The organism is Streptomyces sp. cf386, from assembly GCF_900103585.1.
GTDB lineage: Bacteria > Actinomycetota > Actinomycetes > Streptomycetales > Streptomycetaceae > Streptomyces.
On record NZ_FNHV01000031.1, the window covers coordinates 69,049 to 87,123 of the forward strand.

The following is an 18,075-nucleotide window of genomic DNA, read 5'->3' on the forward strand; positions in this document are numbered from 1 at the left end:
AGCCAGGTCTTGCCGCTTCGACAACCGGCTGATCAACGTTGCCGCGCTCGCCGCCGCCGCGACCAACAGCAGGATGGGGCCGACCGGGACGGCGAAGAACAGGGCCGCGAGGCCGGCGATCGCCGCGATCGCGCCCAGGATGTCGGTCAGGTTGTCCCCGACTCAGTCCATGGCCTTCTCGAACCAGTTCGGCTCCTCCGGCGCCAGTTTGTCCGTGGACTCCCGCAGGATCCGGGCCTTGCCGCGGGCGTCGGTGGCGTGGTTCTCCTCCAGCTCACGCGCCTTCTTGATGACGTCGTTGTACGCGGTCTTGGCGTCGTTCACCGCCTCGCGCGCGTTGTTGAGCTCGTCGGTCGCCTTGTCCAGCCGCGCCTGGGCGTTCTTCAGCTCCGCGTCGTCGGTGAATGTCTTGCCCGCGAGCTTGAGATCGGGATTGGCGGCGGCCGTCTTCTCCGTGCCCTCCGCCGTCTCGATCTTCCCCTTCGCGGTCTGCGCCTGGCCGTCGAGGGTCCTGGCCCGGTCCTGATAGCCGTCGAGCGCCTTCTGCCGGTCGGAAAGCGCGGTGGCGGCCTTGGTGATGGAGGTGTGGGCATTCTGCAGATTCTTAGGCAGGGCCCCGTCGAGCTGCTCGCGGAAGGCGACCGCGGCATCTCCCTCCCAGGAGCTCCCCGACCGCAGCTTCTCGATCATCGTGTGCGCGTCGGCGAGGGTCTGCGCCGACTTCTGGAGCTTTGCCGCCAGGTCGGACACCACCGAGACATTGCACGGTACGGGGTTGAAGCCCAGGTGTGTATACGGGTTCGCGCTCACTTCGCGCCTCCCTCGGCCGCTGCCTTGCGGAAGCCTTCCTCGAGGGCCTGGTCGACCTCTTCGTAGTTGGCCTTGCGCTGGTTGACGCTCTCCGCGAACTTGCCGGTCAGCTCCGCGATCTGCTCGGATCCGTTACTTCCAGTGCTCGTGGAACTCCGCGCAGGCGGCGTCGAGGTCCTTGGTGCCGATGCCTTCCGCGGTCACGTCCTGCATCCACTTGCGGACGTTGTCGAGTTCCGTCTTCGCGTCTTCCAGGGTCTTTCGGAAGCGACCCAGTTCCTCGGTGTCGGTGTTGAAGTAGTCGGTTGCCACAGCTTTTCTCCCCGTTGGACGGCTGGAACAAGAAGGGGTGGACCGCGGAAGCGGCCCACCCCTCCACACCGAAGCAGACTCAGCTCTCCGGCAGATATCCCGTCTGAACGAGCTGCCCGCTCGTCCGCCGCGAGATGAACTGACCACGTCCCGGCGGCATCGGCGCGGCCTTGATGTTGTTGAACACCGGTCCCTCCTGCGGATCGCCGGAGAGCACGATGCCCTGCGCGCCGAGCTCCTTGATCCGGGTGAGCACCGGCTCGAAGGACGAGCGCGAGGCACCCGAGGTGGTGCGCGCCAGGATGATGCGCAGACCCAGGTCGCGGGCGAACGGCAGGTACTCCATGAGCACCGACATCGGGTTACCCATCGACGTGGCGACCAGGTCGTAGTCGTCGATGAAGATGAACGCGTCGGGCTCGTTGTACCAGCTGCGGTTGCGCAGCTGGTCCGGGGTCACGTCCGGGCCGGGCATACGGCGGCTCATCGAGCCGGCCAGCGACTCCATGACCTCCTGCAGCTGCGGACCCGAGGCGCAGTACTTGTACATGTGGCTCTCGGGCACCTGGCCGAGCAGCGCGCGCCGGAAGTCCGACACCACGAACAGCGCCTTGTTGGTCGCGTACCGCTCGGACACCTGCTTGGCGATGAACCGCAGCAGCGAGGACTTGCCGGACTCGCTCTCGCCGTAGATGACGAACAGCGGGTCGGTCTCGAAGTCCACGAACACCGGGGACAGCGTGAGCTCGTCGACGCCGACCGCGATGCCGCGGCTGCCGAAGTCGCCGCCGCCGGGCAGCTCGGACGCGTGGAGCATCGTCGGCAGCATCCGCACCTTGGGCGCCGTCGCGCCCTGCCAGGCGTTGTTGACGCTCTGGACGAGGTTCGCCATGCCGTCGGCCAGGTCCTCCACCGCGGGCGACCCGTCGATCCGGGGCGTGGCGGCGAGGTAGTCCAGCTTGTCCGGGGACAGACCGCGACCGGGCTTGCCCATCGGCACGTTCTCGGCCCGCTTGCGGTCGAACTCCGACTCCATCGCGTCACCGAGACGCAACTCGAGACGGCTCAGGATCTGGTCGCGCAGCGCCGGCCGCATCTCGGTGTACCGGGTCGCCGTGATGACCAGGTGGATACCGAAACCGAGACCGCGGGTCGCGATGTCCGCGATGACCGGGTCGAGCATCTCGTAGTCGTTCTTGAACGTCGCCCAGCCGTCGATGATCAGGAAGACGTCGCCCCACTGCTGGTCGGGGTAGTGCCCCTGCGCGCGGCGGTTACGGAACGTCGCCATGGAGTCGATGCTCTTGGAGCGGAAGAACTCCTCACGGGCGTTGAGGATGCCGTGCACCTCCGCGACCGTACGACGGACCTTCTCCTGGTCCAGACGGGAGGCCGCGCCGCCCATGTGGGCCAGGTTCTCCAGGGCGAGCATGCCGCCGCCGCCGAAGTCGAGGGCGTAGAACTGCACTTCGGTGGGCGTGTGCGTGAGCGCGAAGGACGTGATCATCGTGCGCACGAGCGTCGACTTGCCGGACTGCGGGCCACCGACGATCAGCGCGTGACCGGCGGAACCGGACAGGTCCGCGTACATCACGTCACGGCGCTGCTCGAACGGCTTGTCGACCAGGCCGACCGGCACGACCAGCTTGCTCTGGGCGTGGTAACCCTCGGCGTGCAGACCGCGCTCCGCCGAGATGTTGAGCACCGGCAGCAGCTGGTCGAGGCTGAACGGCTCGTCCAGCGGCGGCAGCCACACCTGGTGGGCGGGCGGACCCTGACCGTCCAGGCGGCTGACGATGACGTCCAGCACGGTGTCGGCGAGCGCGTCGTCGACCTGGTTGCCCCGGGTCTCCGGCTCCGGCTCGGCGAGAATCCGCACCGGCACGGGAGCGGCGGTGAACAGTACCGGGGAGCGGTCGATCCGCCCGCCGCCCTGAACCACCGGGCCGTTCGGCCGGTAGGTACCCGACACGTACGCGGCCTTGAACTGCACCATCGTGCCGGTGTCGTACTTCAGGATGCCTGCGCCGGGGACGTTGGGCAGGTGATAGGCGTCGGGCACACCGATCGCCGTACGGGACTCCGCCGCGGAGAAGGTGCGCAGACCGATGCGGTACGACAGGAAGGTGTCGAGGCCGCGCAGCTTGCCCTCTTCGAGGCGCTGCGAGGCGAGCAGCATGTGCACACCCAGTGAACGGCCGATACGGCCGATCTGGATGAACATCTCGATGAAGTCGGGCTTCGCGGCGAGCAGTTCGCTGAACTCGTCGATGATCAGGACGAGCGACGGCAGCGGGTCGAGCGCCGCGCCCGCCGCACGGGCCTTTTCGTAGTCGGTGATGTTGGCGTAGTTGCCGGCCTGCCGCAGGAGTTCCTGACGGCGGGTCAGCTCACCGGTGATGGAGTCACGCATGCGGTCCACGAGCGTGAGCTCGTCGGCCAGGTTGGTGATCACCGCGGAGACGTGCGGCATGGAGCCCATGCCGGTGAAGGTCGCACCACCCTTGAAGTCCGCGAGCACGAAGTTGAGCGTCTCGGAGGAGTGCGTCACCGCGAGGCCCAGCACCAGGGTGCGCAGCAGCTCCGACTTACCGGAACCGGTGGCGCCGACGCACAGACCGTGCGGGCCCATGCCCTCCTGCGAGGCCTCCTTGATGTCCAGCATGACCGCCTCGCCGCTCTCGCCGAGGCCGATCGGGACACGCAGCCGCTCGTGCAGCGTGCGCGGCCGCCACGTGCGCGAGACATCCACGCTCGCCGCATCACCGATCTGCATCAGATCGGTGAAGTCCAGGTTCGCGAGCAGCGGCTCGTCCGCGTCGGCCGCACCGAGGCGCAGCGGCGCCAACTGCCGGGCCAGTGACTCCGCCTGCGCCTGCGACAGCACGTCGGGCATGCCGGTGAACACACCCGTGCCCGCCTCGAGCTCCATGCCGTCGGGGTACACCCGAACCGACAACGAGCCACGCAGCTCGTCGAGTTCACCGGGCACCACCTCGAGGATGGTCACGCCCTGAAGGCCCTCCGCCGAGGCGAGGACCGAGTCCGCCGGCACACCGCCGCCGTCCAGCACGACGACCACGTGCGGCTGGTCCAGGACCGGCTGACCGTCCCGGCTCCAACGGGAGCGGCCCTCCAGCTGGTGGGCGATCGCCTCCTCCAGCTCGCCGAGGTCGTAGCACAGCAGTCGCCGCGTACCGGCGCCGTCGGACTCCTTGTGCTGCATGTGCGGCAGCCACTTGGTCCACTCCCAGTCCACCGCAGCACCCGGCGCGGCCACGACCGCGATCAGCACGTCCTCGGGTGAGTGCAGCGAAGCCAGTTGACCGATCACCGAGCGGGTCTGGCCGTAGACCGTCTCCGAGTCGCCGGAGATCGTCACGTGGTAGAAGGACCGCAGCCCGATGGCCAGCGGAAGTTCGTTGATCGTGCCGTAACTGGCGATGAACTGCTGCATCGCATGGGCGGTCAGCGGCTCCAGCTCGTCCACCGGCGCCGTCTCGGGCGCTACCAGTGGAGTCGCCAACTGCTGCGGGCCGAGACCGATTCGCACCTGGGCGAAGTCCTGGTCGGTGGAACGCCGCTCCCACAGCCGGGAACCCTCCGCGACCAGCGCCCACAGCTGCTCCGGCGCCGGGTGGAGGTAGTACTGCGCGTCGCGCTGCTTGTGCGCCGTGCGCCGGATCTCACGCCGCTTCTGGGCCAGGTACTTGAGGTAGTCCCGCCGCCCCTCTGCCATCTGCCCGGACGGCCCCTTCCGGGCCCGCACGATCTGGGCGATCAGCATGGCGACCGTGGACACCATCATCAGCATGCCCATGATCTTCATAAAGCCCTGGGCGCCCGGCATGAAGAAGAACGCCGCCGACGAACCCATGCCGAGCATCGGCAGCAGGTTCATCAACAGGCTGTCGTCCTCGTTGCGAGGGATTTCGGGAGGGGATTCGAGCTTGACCTCCTCATTCGGCACCTCCGGCGGGAACACCCGCGGCGGGCGCTTGACGATGACGACGCTCACCGATCCACCAGTCCTTCACGCAATCGCAATCTTGAACCGCCCCCGTCGTGACGGCCCCCGTACCTACGCCAACTCGTGCCGGTCGAAGCCGGGTCCAGGAGTCGGGCGTTGATCCTACTGTTCTGCGAGGACATTGAGTCGGGAGGGGATGGGGAGATGCCGCGTGGGGACGGTAGGGTGACGCTCCAACCGAAGCGCGGAGCGGGAATCGCCCTGGCAAACCGCGACGAATCACCGAGTACTGGACGAGGGGGAACCGTCAGTGAGTACGGTTTCAGCAACCGGATTCTGCAGAGTCACGGTGGCGGCACCGAACAGCCGGATCGATGTGGCACTTCCCGAGGATGTGCCGCTCTCTGACGTGTACCCGGAGATCCTCCGGCTTTCGGGGCAGACGCCAGAGGAGGCCGCGCCCACCGGGTACAACTTGGTACGCAGGGACGGCTCCGTCCTCGACGACGGTCGCTCGCTCGCCGAACTGCAAATCCGCGACGGCGAACTGCTACTCCTGCGGCCGTTCGCGGACTCCCTGCCACCCGCCGTCTTCGACGATGTCGTGGACGCCGTGGCATCCGCCGTCGAGACCGACCGCCGTAGCTGGAACGACGGCATGATGCGCGGCGTCGGCCTGGCTGCCGGGTCGCTGCTGCTGATCATGATGGCGTTCGCCCTGTGGTTCTCCGAGCCGATCGCCCACGACATGAACGGGCTGCCCGGCATCATCGCCGGCGTCACCGGCGTCGTGCTCGTCGCGCTCGCCGCCGTACGGGCGCGGGTCTACGACGACCACCTCGCGGCCGCGGCCCTGGGCCTGGCCTCGCTGCCCCACCTGATGGTGGGCGGCTCGGGCATCGTGGGCGTCGCCGCGGGCCAGGGGCCCGGACGGCTGCACCTCCTGATCGCCCTCGCGGTCGTTCTCGTCGCTGCGGTGCTGCTCGTCCTGATGCTGCCGCAGAACGACGCGCCCTTCATCGCCGCCGCGTTCGCCTCCGGCGTCGGCGTCCTCGCCACCTTCCTGGCGACCGTCACCGAGGCCGAGCCGCGCGAGACCGCCGCCGTCACCGCTGTGGTCATGGTCGCCGTCATCGGCTTCCTCCCCGGCTGGTCCGCCCGCTTCGCCAAGCTCCCCATCGGCTTCCGCTCGCCCGACCAGATCGCCAAGCGCGGGCGCTCGGAGGACCAGCAGGAGCAGGAGCCCGTCGACTTCCAGGTCATCAACGACCAGGCGCGCCGCGGACACGAACTGCTGCTCGGCCTCGTCGGCGGCTGCGCCCTCGGCGGCGTCGCCTCCGCCGGCGTGGTGCTCGGCTTCTCCACCAGCGGCTGGGCCCAGCTGCTCTCGCTGGCGGCCGGCCTCGCCCTGCTGATGCGGGCCCGCCTCTTCCTGTACACGTCCCAGGTCGTGACCCTGATGGTCTCCGGCATCGTCACGGTCTGCCTGCTGGTGCTCGGCCTCGCCTTGAACCCGCCGGCCGACATCCTGAAGGAACTGCTCTACAACAAGAACAGCGCCCCGCTGGACATCCGCACGATCTGGCTCTCCGCCGCGGTGGCCCTGGCCGCCATGGTCCTCGTGGCCATCGCTCTGATCGTCCCGCGCAAGGGCATGACCCCGTTCTGGGGGCGCATGCTCGACCTGAGCGAAGGAGCGGTTCTGCTGTCGCTCGTCCCGCTCTGCCTGGCGGTGCTCGACCTGTTCAATGCCGCCCGGGGCATGACAAGCTGACCGCCGACCGGCCCTGAGCAGCGCACAGCGGCTGCCACCTGCGAGGGTGGCAGCCGCTGTGCTGTGCCGGGGCAGTGCTGCTGGGCTGGTACGCTGTGTGACGGCCGTTTGTGTACGCGCCCCCGGTCCACCTGGGGGAAGCGCCCAGCGGAACCCCGCCTCCCGAGTCACGGAAGCTCCCCTGAGTAGCAGACCAGGGGCACTCGGCGGCAATCACAGATCATGAGGAGTACGCGTGTCGCTCGACGCCGCTACGAAGAAGCAGATCATCAGCGAGTTCGGTACCAAGGAGGGCGACACCGGCTCCCCCGAGGTCCAGGTCGCGATGCTCTCGCGCCGTATCTCGGACCTGACCGAGCACCTCAAGACCCACAAGCACGACCACCACTCCCGCCGTGGTCTGCTGATCCTGGTCGGTCAGCGCCGCCGCCTGCTGCAGTACCTGGCCAAGAAGGACATCCAGCGCTTCCGTACGCTGGTCGACCGCCTCGGCATCCGCCGCGGTGCGGCGGGCGCCAAGTAAGACGCCGTGAGGGGAGCGGTTCCCGAAGGATCGGGAGCCGCTCCCTTTGCTGTACGTGCGGAGTGTCAACCGTCCGTGCGGAAACATGCGGAGTGTCACACACGCTTTGTAGTGTGGTAGCACAACGCAGTACGCACGACACAGCACGGCAATGAGCAGTACAAGAAGCAGTACGGACGACACAGCAGGACAAGCAGAGGAGAAGCGCACCTAGCCGCCGCCGGTCCTCGGTAGTGGCCCCCGGGGGGAAGCGAGCCCCGGGAGCTTCGATCGAAGACCGGCCCGCACCGCACGGAGCGCTTCTCCACCACCGTCCCCCTGCCACACGGGCAGCGACGGGACAAAAGACGACAAAGTAACGGAGAAAACGCTAGTGGAGAACGAGACCCACTACGCCGAGGCCGTCATCGACAACGGCTCCTTCGGCACCCGCACCATCCGCTTCGAGACGGGCCGCCTGGCCAAGCAGGCCGCCGGCTCCGCCGTGGCGTACCTGGACGACGACACCATGGTGCTGTCGGCCACCACCGCCTCCAAGAACCCCAAGGACCAGCTCGACTTCTTCCCCCTCACGGTGGACGTCGAGGAGCGGATGTACGCCGCCGGCAAGATCCCCGGCAGCTTCTTCCGCCGTGAGGGCCGTCCCTCCGAGGACGCCATCCTCACCTGCCGCCTGATCGACCGCCCGCTGCGCCCGTCCTTCAAGAAGGGCCTGCGCAACGAGATCCAGGTCGTCGCCACGATCATGGCGCTCAACCCCGACCACCTGTACGACGTCGTGGCGATCAACGCCGCGTCCGCGTCCACGCAGCTGGCCGGCCTGCCCTTCTCCGGCCCGATCGGCGGCGTCCGCGTCGCGCTGATCCGCGGCCAGTGGGTGGCCTTCCCGACGCACACCGAGCTCGAGGACGCCGTCTTCGACATGGTCGTCGCGGGCCGCACCCTGGAGGACGGCGACGTCGCGATCATGATGGTCGAGGCCGAGGCCACCGAGGGGACCATCAAGCTGGTCCAGGGTGGCGCCGAGGCCCCGACCGAGGAGGTCGTCGCCGCCGGTCTGGACGCCGCGAAGCCCTTCATCAAGGTGCTCTGCAAGGCCCAGGCCGACCTCGCCTCCAAGGCCGCCAAGCCGACCGGCGAGTTCCCGATCTTCCTCGACTACCAGGACGACGTCCTGGAGGCGCTGACCGCCGCCGTCAAGCCGGAGCTCGCCTCCGCCCTGACGATCGCGGGCAAGCAGGAGCGCGAGTCCGAGCTGGACCGCGTCAAGGTGCTGGCCGCCGAGAAGCTCCTGCCGGAGTTCGAGGGCCGCGAGAAGGAGATCTCCGCCGCGTACCGCTCGCTCACCAAGCAGCTGGTCCGTGAGCGCGTGATCAAGGAGAAGAAGCGCATCGACGGCCGCGGCGTGACGGACATCCGTACGCTCGCCGCCGAGGTCGAGGCCATCCCGCGGGTCCACGGCTCCGCCGTGTTCGAGCGTGGCGAGACCCAGATCCTGGGCGTCACCACCCTCAACATGCTCCGCATGGAGCAGCAGCTGGACACCCTCTCGCCGGTGACCCGCAAGCGCTACATGCACAACTACAACTTCCCGCCGTACTCCACCGGCGAGACCGGCCGCGTCGGCTCCCCGAAGCGCCGCGAGATCGGCCACGGCGCCCTCGCCGAGCGCGCCCTGGTCCCGGTCCTGCCGACGCGCGAGGAGTTCCCCTACGCGATCCGCCAGGTCTCCGAGGCGCTGAGCTCCAACGGCTCGACGTCCATGGGCTCGGTCTGCGCCTCCACGATGTCGCTGCTGAACGCCGGTGTGCCGCTGAAGGCCCCGGTCGCCGGTATCGCCATGGGCCTGATCTCCCAGGACATCGAGGGTGAGACGCACTACGTCACCCTCACCGACATCCTCGGTGCGGAGGACGCCTTCGGCGACATGGACTTCAAGGTCGCCGGCACCAAGGAGTTCGTGACCGCCCTCCAGCTCGACACCAAGCTGGACGGCATCCCGGCCTCCGTCCTGGCCGCCGCTCTCAAGCAGGCCCGTGACGCCCGCCTCCACATCCTCGACGTGATGATGGAAGCGATCGACACGCCGGACGAGATGTCCCCGAACGCGCCGCGGATCATCACCGTGAAGATCCCGGTCGACAAGATCGGTGAGGTCATCGGCCCCAAGGGCAAGATGATCAACCAGATCCAGGAGGACACGGGCGCCGAGATCACGATCGAGGACGACGGCACGATCTACATCGGTGCCTCCGACGGCCCCGCCGCCGAGGCCGCCCGTACGACGATCAACGGCATCGCCAACCCGACGATGCCCGAGGTCGGCGAGCGCTACCTGGGCACGGTCGTGAAGACGACCACGTTCGGCGCGTTCGTCTCCCTGCTCCCCGGCAAGGACGGTCTGCTGCACATCTCGCAGATCCGCAAGCTGGCCGGCGGCAAGCGCGTGGAGAACGTCGAGGACGTGCTCGGTGTGGGCCAGAAGGTCCAGGTCGAGATCGCCGAGATCGACTCCCGCGGCAAGCTCTCGCTCGTCCCCGTGATCGAGGGCGAGGAAGAGGCTTCCGAGGACAAGAAGGACGACACCGACAAGTGACGTCGAGTAACTCCACGGCGACGGCCCGCACCTCTTCGGAGGCGCGGGCCGTCGCCCGTACCCAAACCATGATCAAGGGCACCAACGGCATCGGCACGGTCCGCAAGACCACCCTCCCGGGCGGCCTGCGCATCGTCACCGAGACCCTGCCCTCGGTCCGCTCGGCGACCTTCGGTATCTGGGCGCACGTCGGCTCCCGTGACGAGACGCCGTCCCTGAACGGCGCCACGCACTACCTGGAGCACCTGCTCTTCAAGGGCACCACGCGCAGGTCGGCCCTGGACATCTCCTCGGCGATCGACGCGGTCGGCGGCGAGATGAACGCCTTCACGGCGAAGGAGTACACGTGCTACTACGCGCGCGTGCTCGACACCGACCTGCCGCTCGCCATCGACGTCGTCTGCGACATGCTGACGGGCTCCCTCATCCTCGAAGAGGACGTCAACGTCGAGCGGGGCGCGATCCTCGAAGAGATCGCGATGACGGAGGACGACCCGGGCGACTGCGTGCACGACCTGTTCGCGCACACGATGTTCGGCGACAACCCCCTCGGCCGCCCGGTCCTCGGCACGGTCGACACGGTCAACGCCCTCACCGCCGACCGCATCCGCCGCTTCTACAAGAAGCACTACGACCCGACGCACCTGGTCGTGGCGGCCGCGGGCAACATCGACCACAACAAGGTCGTACGACAGGTCCGCTCGGCCTTCGAGAAGGCGGGCGCCTTCAAGAACGGCGACGCTGCCCCCATCGCCCCGCGAAACGGCCGGCGCGGCCTGCGCACCGCGGGCCGCGTCGAACTGCTCGGCCGCAAGACCGAACAGGCCCACATCGTCCTCGGCATGCCCGGCCTGGCCCGCACGGACGACCGGCGTTGGGCACTGGGCGTCCTCAACACCGCCCTCGGCGGAGGCATGTCCTCTCGCCTGTTCCAGGAGGTCCGCGAGAAGCGCGGCCTGGCCTACAGCGTGTACTCGTACACCTCGGGCTTCGCCGACTGCGGCCTGTTCGGCGTGTACGCGGGTTGCCGGCCCTCCCAGGTCCACGACGTGCTGAAGATCTGCCGCGACGAACTCGACCACGTCGCCGAACACGGCCTGACCGACGACGAGATCGGCCGCGCCATCGGCCAGCTCCGCGGCTCCACCGTCCTCGGTCTGGAGGACACCGGTGCGCTCATGAACCGCATCGGCAAGAGCGAGCTGTGCTGGGGCGAGCAGATGTCCGTCGACGACATGCTGGCCCGGATAGCAGCCGTGACCCCGGACGACGTCCGTTCGGTCGCCCGCGACGTCCTGGGGCAGCGACCGTCGCTGTCGGTCATCGGCCCGCTGAAGGACAAGCAGGCGGCCCGGCTGAACGACGCCGTGGCCTGACCCGTCCGCCCTCGGAACATCCGACGTAAGGAAGCAAGAGAGATGAGCAAGCTGCGTGTGGCTGTCCTCGGCGCCAAGGGCCGTATCGGCTCCGAGGCGGTACGGGCGGTCGAGGCCGCCGAGGACATGGAGCTGGTCGCCGCCCTGAGCCGGGGCGACAAGCTGGAGACGCTCGCGGAGACGGGCGCCCAGGTGGTCGTCGAACTGACCACGCCCGACTCGGTGATGGCCAACCTCGACTACTGCGTGAACCGCGGCATCCACGCGGTCGTCGGTACGACGGGCTGGACCGACGAGCGCCTCGCGCAGCTGAAGGGCTGGCTGGCCGGGTCCCCGGAGACCGGCGTGCTCATCGCGCCGAACTTCTCCATCGGGGCCGTCCTGAACATGAAGTTCGCGCAGATCGCCGCGCCCTACTTCGAGTCGGTGGAGGTCGTCGAGCTGCACCACCCGAAGAAGGTCGACGCCCCGAGCGGTACGGCCACGCGCACGGCCCAGCTCATCGCCTCGGCTCGCGCCGAGGCGGGCACGGCCCCGGCGCCGGACGCCACGCAGACGGCCCTGGACGGCGCGCGCGGCGCGGACGTCGACGGCATCCCCGTCCACTCCGTCCGCCTGCGCGGCCTGCTGGCCCACCAGGAGGTCCTCCTCGGCGGCGAGGGCGAGACCCTCACCATCCGCCACGACTCCCTCCACCACAGCAGCTTCATGCCGGGCATCCTGCTCAGCGCCCGCCGGGTGGTGACCACTCCGGGCCTGACCTTCGGCCTGGAGCACTTCCTGGACCTCGGCTGACCCGGGGCTCACTGATGCGCGCGAAGCTCTCCTACGCCATAACGGCAGCCGTCCTGGTCGTCTACTTCGTCCTGGTCGGCAGCCGTGGCGTGATGCTCATCCAGTCCGGCACGGTCCTCACCGTCACCTTCGGCGTGGCGGTGCTGATCCTGCCGGTCATCGGCCTGTGGTTCCTGTGGAAGAACACCCAGTTCGTCCGCAAGGCCAACGCCCTCGCCGCCGAACTCGACGCCGAGGGCGCCCTGCCCGTCGACGAGCTGAGGCGCACGCCCAGCGGCCGTATCGACCGTGACTCGGCCGACGAGGTCTTCGCCAGGCGCAAGGCCGAGACCGAGGCCGCCCCCGACGACTGGCGCAGCTGGTTCCGCCTGGCCGTCGCCTACCACGACGCCCGCGACACCCCGCGCGCCCGCAAGGCCATGCAGCGGGCGATTGCCCTGCACGACGGCAGGACCGTCGAGGCCTGAGAACCGTCGAGGCCTGAGGACTGGGGCGGCCTGAGGACTGGGGCGGCCGAGGACGGGAGCGGCGGACAGAGGCGGCCCGAGTCCTACGACGACTCCTCAGCCGTACGCCGCCATATGCCGAAGGGGCCGGCCCGCACTCATTGCGGACCGGCCCCTTCGGCGTACCGTCACGGTCAGTCGCGCGCGTACTCCGCAGCCCATGCCTCGACCGTGTCCGTGGCCCGGTCGAACGCGGCGGTCCGCCCCAGGAAGTCCGCATTGCGGGTGGTCATCAGCACTGGCATGTCCTCCGCCGCACGACCTCGTCGTACGAGCCTCAGCGCCTGCCCCTGCACCGTGCGCGGCAACCCCAGCCAGCGCACCGGCTGCTGCACCGTCCGTACGGCCATGACCTGCTCCCAGGGCGCCGTACGCGTCACCAGGAAGCCGACCTGACGCAGCCCGCGCGCACTCACCCACACGCCCATGCGCAGCAGCCGCAGGGCGCCGGTGATGATCAGCAGGGCGATGCCGAACACGACGGCCGCCTCGGTCACCGTGCCGGTCAGGGCGATGATGACCGCCGCGAACAGCACATACGAGGCGAGCAGCAACCACAGCGCGGCCACGCCGACCCGCCATGGCCCGGGACGGTAGGGGCGCCGCCAGCGGTCACGGTCCTCGAAGGGCAGCGCGACATCGTCGGCCGCATCGAAGGCGCGGTCGGCCGTCAGGAAGGGCAGGGGCACGGCTGGTCCTCACTCAATCCATGCATGGGCTGTGCCCGGTGAGGCTATCGACCTGCGTCCCCGCTCACCACCCTCGGGGGTCCAAGGGGGTACCTCCCACGCCATTCGGACGGTGGGGGAGGGGTCAGCGCCCTTCGGACGCCTGTGACTGCTGGGTCTGCGTGGCGGTGTCGGTGGACAGTGCCGGCATGCCGACCACGAGCGAGCCCACCAGCCCGGCGACGATCGTGAGCCCCAGCAGCCATCGCCCGGCCATCTGGCCGGTGGACGCCCGCTCGCGGGGCGGGGGAGTGACATCGCTGCGGAACCGGTCGGCTTCGGCGACAAAGGCGAAGGGTACGGACTCGCGCCGACGGAACATGGACGGTGCGTCTCCTCTCGGGGATCGAATGAGCAGGCCTCAACAACACAGACGAGCGAATGCCCCAAAAGGTGCCCGGTTTCACCAACTTCACTCGGTCACGGCAGCGAACGTCCCGTTTGGTGGGCCGTAGAGTGGCGTCGCCAAGTGATGAGATGGGAAGGACCCGCCAAATCGTGACCCCCGACGACGAACTCAAGATCGACCTGCGCGGCGATGTCACCGTTGAACTGGTCAAGCACAGCGCGGCAGACTCCGACGTCCTGTTCGCGGCCCGTGTGTCGACCGTCGGGGAGCAGTCCCTGGACGAGCTGAACAAGGATCCGGAGCGCTCCAAGGGGCTGATCAACTACCTCATGCGCGACCGGCACGGCAGCCCGTTCGAGCACAACTCGATGACGTTCTTCATCAGCGCCCCGATCTTCGTCTTCCGCGAGTTCATGCGGCACCGTGTCGGCTGGTCGTACAACGAGGAGTCCGGCCGGTACAGGGAGCTGCAGCCCGTGTTCTACGTGCCGGACGCGTCGCGCAAGCTCGTGCAGGAGGGCCGGCCGGGCAAGTACGTGTTCGTCGAGGGCACCCAGGAGCAGCACGAGTTCGTGCAGGGCGCCATGGAGGAGTCGTACCGCCAGGCGTACCGCGCCTACCAGCAGATGCTCGCGCAGGGCGTCGCCCGCGAGGTCGCCCGCGCGGTCCTCCCAGTCGGCCTGTTCTCCTCGATGTACGCCACCTGCAACGCCCGCTCCCTGATGCACTTCCTCGGCCTGCGTACCCAGCACGAGCTGGCGAAGGTCCCGTCCTTCCCGCAGCGGGAGATCGAGATGGTCGGCGAGCGGATGGAGGCGGAGTGGGCCCAGCTCATGCCGCTGACGCACGCCGCCTTCAATGCGAACGGCCGTGTGGCCCCGTAAAGCACCGGTGTTCCCCCCGGTCTGGGCGCGCACATTGCCCCGGCCGAGCTCAGGCCCATGGATCAGCCTCACGAGGTGTCCGTATTGCGGCATTTAGAGAAGTTCATCTAGCCTGATCAAACGGACCCGGCACTGCTTGAACCCCCGAGCAGGCAGTGCCGGGCTCCTTCTTTGTCCGGACTTTCCCGCACCCCCCGAGGGCAGACCCGGCCGTGCGCAACGAGTAGCGTGTAACCCATGGCTCCGACCTCCACTCCGCAGACCCCCTTCGGGCGGGTCCTCACCGCCATGATCACGCCCTTCACGGCGAACGGCGCACTCGACATCGACGGCGCACAGCGGCTCGCCACGCACCTGGTGGACGCAGGCAACGACGGCCTGATCATCAACGGCACCACCGGCGAGTCCCCCACGACCAGCGATGCGGAGAAATCGGACCTCGTACGAGCCGTACTGGAGGCGGTCGGCGACCGAGCCCACGTCGTCGCTGGCGTCGGCACGAACAACACCCACCACAGCCTCGAGCTGGCGCGCACGGCGGAGCAGGTGGGCGCACACGGCCTCCTGGTCGTCACGCCGTACTACAACAAGCCCCCGCAGGAGGGCCTGTACCGGCACTTCAAGGCCATCGCCGACGCCACCGAGCTGCCGGTCATGCTCTACGACATCCCCGGCCGCAGCGGCGTCCCGATCAGCACCGAGACGCTCGTCCGCCTCGCCGAGCACCCGCGCATCGTCGCCAACAAGGACGCCAAGGGCGACCTCGGCCGCGCCAGCTGGGCCATCGCCCGCTCCGGCCTCGCCTGGTACTCCGGCGACGACATGCTGAACCTGCCGCTGCTCTCCGTGGGCGCGGTCGGCTTCGTCTCGGTCGTGGGCCACGTGGTCACGCCCGACCTGCGGGCGCTCGTCGAGGCGTACATCGCCGGCGACGTACAGAAGGCCACGGAGATCCACCAGAAGCTGCTCCCCGTCTACACGGGCATGTTCCGGACCCAGGGCGTCATGACGACCAAGGCCGCGCTCGCCCTCCAGGGCCTGCCCGCCGGGCCGCTGCGCGCTCCCATGGCCGAGTGCTCACCCGAGGAGATCGAGCAGCTCAAGATCGATCTTGCTGCAGGCGGGGTACAGCTCTAACACCAGACTTCGCGCGCCTGGCGCGCAGCAGACTCCACAACTGAATAAGCGGGCCACCGGTGCCTGCGCCCTACACACAATGACAACTGCTTCTGCACGAACGTCACGCGCGCCACGTGCCCAACCGGTACGTGGCGTGCGTGGTGAGGAGAGTCTTTTGAGTCATCCGCATCCTGAACTCGGCTCGCCCCCGCCGCTCCCCGAAGGCGGCCTGCGGGTCACCCCGCTCGGCGGCCTCGGCGAGATCGGCCGAAACATGACGGTCTTCGAGTACGGCGGCCGCCTGCTGATCGTCGACTGCGGAGTGCTCTTCCCCGAGGAGGAGCAGCCCGGAATCGACCTGATCCTGCCGGACTTCTCGTCCATCAGAGACCGCCTCGACGACATCGAGGGCATCGTCCTCACGCACGGCCACGAGGACCACATCGGCGGCGTCCCCTTCCTGCTCCGCGAGAAGCCGGACATCCCGCTGATCGGCTCCAAGCTGACCCTCGCCCTCATCGAGGCCAAGCTCCAGGAGCACCGCATCCGCCCGTACACGCTCGAGGTGGCCGAGGGGCACCGCGAGCGCATCGGCCCCTTCGACTGCGAGTTCGTCGCGGTCAACCACTCCATCCCGGACGCCCTGGCGGTCGCCATCCGCACCCCCGCGGGCATGGTGGTCCACACCGGCGACTTCAAGATGGACCAGCTCCCGCTGGACAACCGTCTGACGGATCTACACGCGTTCGCACGGCTGAGCGAGGAAGGCATCGACCTCCTCCTCTCCGACTCCACGAACGCCGAGGTCCCGGGGTTCGTTCCGCCCGAGCGCGACATCTCCAACGTGCTGCGCCAGGTGTTCGCGGGCGCCCGCAAGCGGATCATCGTGGCCAGCTTCGCCAGCCACATCCACCGCATCCAGCAGATCCTGGACGCGGCCCACGAGTACGGCCGCCGGGTCGCCTTCGTCGGTCGCTCGATGGTCCGCAACATGGGCATCGCGCGCGACCTGGGGTACCTGAAGGTCCCGCCGGGCCTGGTGGTGGACGTCAAGACGCTGGACGACCTCCCGGACAGCCAGGTCGTGCTCGTCTGCACGGGCTCGCAGGGCGAACCGATGGCAGCCCTGTCGAGGATGGCCAACCGCGACCACCAGATCCGCATCGTCGACGGCGACACGGTGATCCTCGCGTCGTCCCTCATCCCCGGCAACGAGAACGCGGTCTACCGCGTCATCAACGGCCTGACCCGCTGGGGTGCGAACGTCGTCCACAAGGGCAACGCCAAGGTCCACGTCTCGGGCCATGCGTCTGCGGGCGAACTCCTGTACTTCTACAACATCTGCCGCCCGAAGAACCTGATGCCGGTGCACGGCGAATGGCGCCACCTGCGCGCCAACGCCGAACTGGGCGCCCTGACCGGCGTCCCGCACGACCGCATCGTCATCGCCGAGGACGGCGTCGCCGTCGACCTCATCGAGGGCAAGGCGAAGATCTCCGGCAAGGTCCAGGCGGGCTACGTGTACGTCGACGGCCTCTCAGTGGGCGACGTGGGCGAGCCGGCACTCAAGGACCGCAAGATCCTCGGCGATGAGGGCATCATCTCGGTCTTCGTGGTGGTGGACTCGTCCACTGGCAAGATCACGGGTGGCCCGCACATCCAGGCCCGAGGCTCCGGTATCGAGGACTCGGCCTTCGGCGATGTCATCCCGAAGATCACGGAGGTGCTGGAGCGCTCAGCCCAGGACGGCGTGGTCGAACCCCACCAGTTGCAGCAGCTGGTGCGCCGGACCCTGGGCAAGTGGGTCTCGGACACGTATCGACGCAGGCCGATGATCCTGCCTGTGGTGGTGGAGGTCTGACGGTCCGTCGGACGCCGCACCGTGTGAACCAGGAGCGGGGCGCCTCGATTTGCATCGAGGCGCCCCGCTCCAGTACGTTTACGGCTCCGCCTGAACGGGAACCCGGCAGCTTCGTGCGCCGGAGCCAGCTCCCAGAGGGGGCGGGAATTCCGACTCAGAATCTCTGATAAAGTCGGAAGCGCCGGAAAGGGAAACGCGAGAGCGGGAACCTGGAAAGCACCGAGGAAATCGGATCGGAAAAGGATCTGATAGAGTCGGAAACGCAAGAACGAAGGGAAGCGCCCGGAGGAAAGCCCGAGAGGGTGAGTACAAAGGAAGCGTCCGTTCCTTGAGAACTCAACAGCGTGCCAAAAATCAACGCCAGATTAGTTGATACCCCGTCTCCGGCCGGATCACCGGTTGGGACGAGGTTCCTTTGAAGAAAACACAGCGAGGACGCTGTGAACGGCCGGGCTTATTCCGCCTGGCTGTT

General features: G+C 68.3%; 14 protein-coding genes. 9 read left to right on the top strand and 5 right to left on the bottom strand.

The window, feature by feature from the left end; all coding sequences use genetic code 11:
* Positions 1 to 162 precede the first annotated feature (162 nt).
* From BLU79_RS43665 to eccCa, 3 genes are all read right to left on the bottom strand, one after another.
* A complete protein-coding gene (locus BLU79_RS43665; RefSeq protein WP_093911613.1) occupies positions 163 to 810 on the bottom strand; it encodes a putative T7SS-secreted protein in 648 nt (215 codons plus the stop codon).
* Positions 811 to 942: 132 nt separating this feature from the next.
* The gene (locus tag BLU79_RS49585) at positions 943 to 1,122 is read right to left on the bottom strand and encodes a hypothetical protein (RefSeq protein WP_256333710.1); all 180 of its coding nucleotides are present in this window, start codon (positions 1,120 to 1,122) and stop codon (positions 943 to 945) included.
* A gap of 79 nt (positions 1,123 to 1,201) precedes the next feature.
* Complete coding sequence (eccCa, locus tag BLU79_RS43675; RefSeq protein ID WP_093911614.1) at positions 1,202 to 5,140, bottom strand: type VII secretion protein EccCa; 3,939 nt, start codon at positions 5,138 to 5,140, stop codon at positions 1,202 to 1,204.
* A 262-nt stretch (positions 5,141 to 5,402) separates the two neighbouring features.
* On the opposite strand from eccCa, the gene eccD reads away from it, so the two are divergent.
* The 6 genes from eccD (at position 5,403) to BLU79_RS43705 (ending at position 12,623) form a co-directional block, all read left to right on the top strand.
* Positions 5,403 to 6,866: a type VII secretion integral membrane protein EccD gene (gene eccD / locus BLU79_RS43680; protein WP_256333711.1), complete on the top strand. Its 1,464-nt coding sequence runs from the start codon at positions 5,403 to 5,405 to the stop codon at positions 6,864 to 6,866.
* Positions 6,867 to 7,101: 235 nt separating this feature from the next.
* Positions 7,102 to 7,389, top strand: coding sequence for a 30S ribosomal protein S15 (gene rpsO, locus BLU79_RS43685; RefSeq protein ID WP_033529274.1), 288 nt, complete (start codon positions 7,102 to 7,104; stop codon positions 7,387 to 7,389).
* A gap of 373 nt (positions 7,390 to 7,762) precedes the next feature.
* Complete coding sequence (locus tag BLU79_RS43690) at positions 7,763 to 9,985, top strand: polyribonucleotide nucleotidyltransferase (RefSeq protein WP_093911616.1); 2,223 nt, start codon at positions 7,763 to 7,765, stop codon at positions 9,983 to 9,985.
* Positions 9,982 to 11,361, top strand: coding sequence for a M16 family metallopeptidase (locus BLU79_RS43695; protein ID WP_093911617.1), 1,380 nt, complete (start codon positions 9,982 to 9,984; stop codon positions 11,359 to 11,361). Before BLU79_RS43690 ends, BLU79_RS43695 begins: the two co-directional genes overlap by 4 nt.
* Positions 11,362 to 11,403: 42 nt before the next feature.
* A complete protein-coding gene (gene dapB, locus BLU79_RS43700) occupies positions 11,404 to 12,156 on the top strand; it encodes a 4-hydroxy-tetrahydrodipicolinate reductase (protein WP_093911618.1) in 753 nt (250 codons plus the stop codon).
* Between the two features lie 14 nt (positions 12,157 to 12,170).
* On the top strand, positions 12,171 to 12,623 hold the full coding sequence (locus BLU79_RS43705) for a tetratricopeptide repeat protein (RefSeq protein WP_093911619.1): 453 nt from the start codon (positions 12,171 to 12,173) through the stop codon (positions 12,621 to 12,623).
* 173 nt (positions 12,624 to 12,796) lie between these two features.
* Here the strand turns inward: BLU79_RS43705 and BLU79_RS43710 are convergent, their stop codons facing one another.
* A complete protein-coding gene (locus BLU79_RS43710) occupies positions 12,797 to 13,351 on the bottom strand; it encodes a hypothetical protein (RefSeq protein ID WP_093911620.1) in 555 nt (184 codons plus the stop codon).
* A gap of 124 nt (positions 13,352 to 13,475) precedes the next feature.
* A complete protein-coding gene (locus BLU79_RS43715; RefSeq protein WP_093911621.1) occupies positions 13,476 to 13,712 on the bottom strand; it encodes a hypothetical protein in 237 nt (78 codons plus the stop codon).
* Between the two features lie 155 nt (positions 13,713 to 13,867).
* Between BLU79_RS43715 and thyX the strand changes: the two genes are divergently transcribed.
* From thyX to BLU79_RS43730, 3 genes are all read left to right on the top strand, one after another.
* On the top strand, positions 13,868 to 14,623 hold the full coding sequence (gene thyX, locus BLU79_RS43720) for an FAD-dependent thymidylate synthase (protein WP_093911622.1): 756 nt from the start codon (positions 13,868 to 13,870) through the stop codon (positions 14,621 to 14,623).
* A 237-nt stretch (positions 14,624 to 14,860) separates the two neighbouring features.
* On the top strand, positions 14,861 to 15,760 hold the full coding sequence (gene dapA / locus BLU79_RS43725) for a 4-hydroxy-tetrahydrodipicolinate synthase (protein ID WP_093911623.1): 900 nt from the start codon (positions 14,861 to 14,863) through the stop codon (positions 15,758 to 15,760).
* 157 nt (positions 15,761 to 15,917) lie between these two features.
* Positions 15,918 to 17,603, top strand: a complete 1,686-nt coding sequence (locus BLU79_RS43730) for a ribonuclease J (protein ID WP_093911624.1) — start codon at positions 15,918 to 15,920, stop codon at positions 17,601 to 17,603.
* The last annotated feature ends 472 nt before the right edge of the window (positions 17,604 to 18,075 follow it).

What these genes read in the sequence shown, in the direction of transcription:
- dapB (WP_093911618.1), top strand. Translation starts at nt 11,404, where the DNA reads ATGAGCAAGCTGCGTGTGGCTGTCCTCGGCGCCAAGGGCCGTATCGGC.
- BLU79_RS43705 (WP_093911619.1), top strand. Translation starts at nt 12,171, where the DNA reads ATGCGCGCGAAGCTCTCCTACGCCATAACGGCAGCCGTCCTGGTCGTC.
- BLU79_RS43715 (WP_093911621.1), bottom strand. Translation starts at nt 13,712, where the DNA reads ATGTTCCGTCGGCGCGAGTCCGTACCCTTCGCCTTTGTCGCCGAAGCC.
- thyX (WP_093911622.1), top strand. Translation starts at nt 13,868, where the DNA reads ATGGGAAGGACCCGCCAAATCGTGACCCCCGACGACGAACTCAAGATC.
- dapA (WP_093911623.1), top strand. Translation starts at nt 14,861, where the DNA reads ATGGCTCCGACCTCCACTCCGCAGACCCCCTTCGGGCGGGTCCTCACC.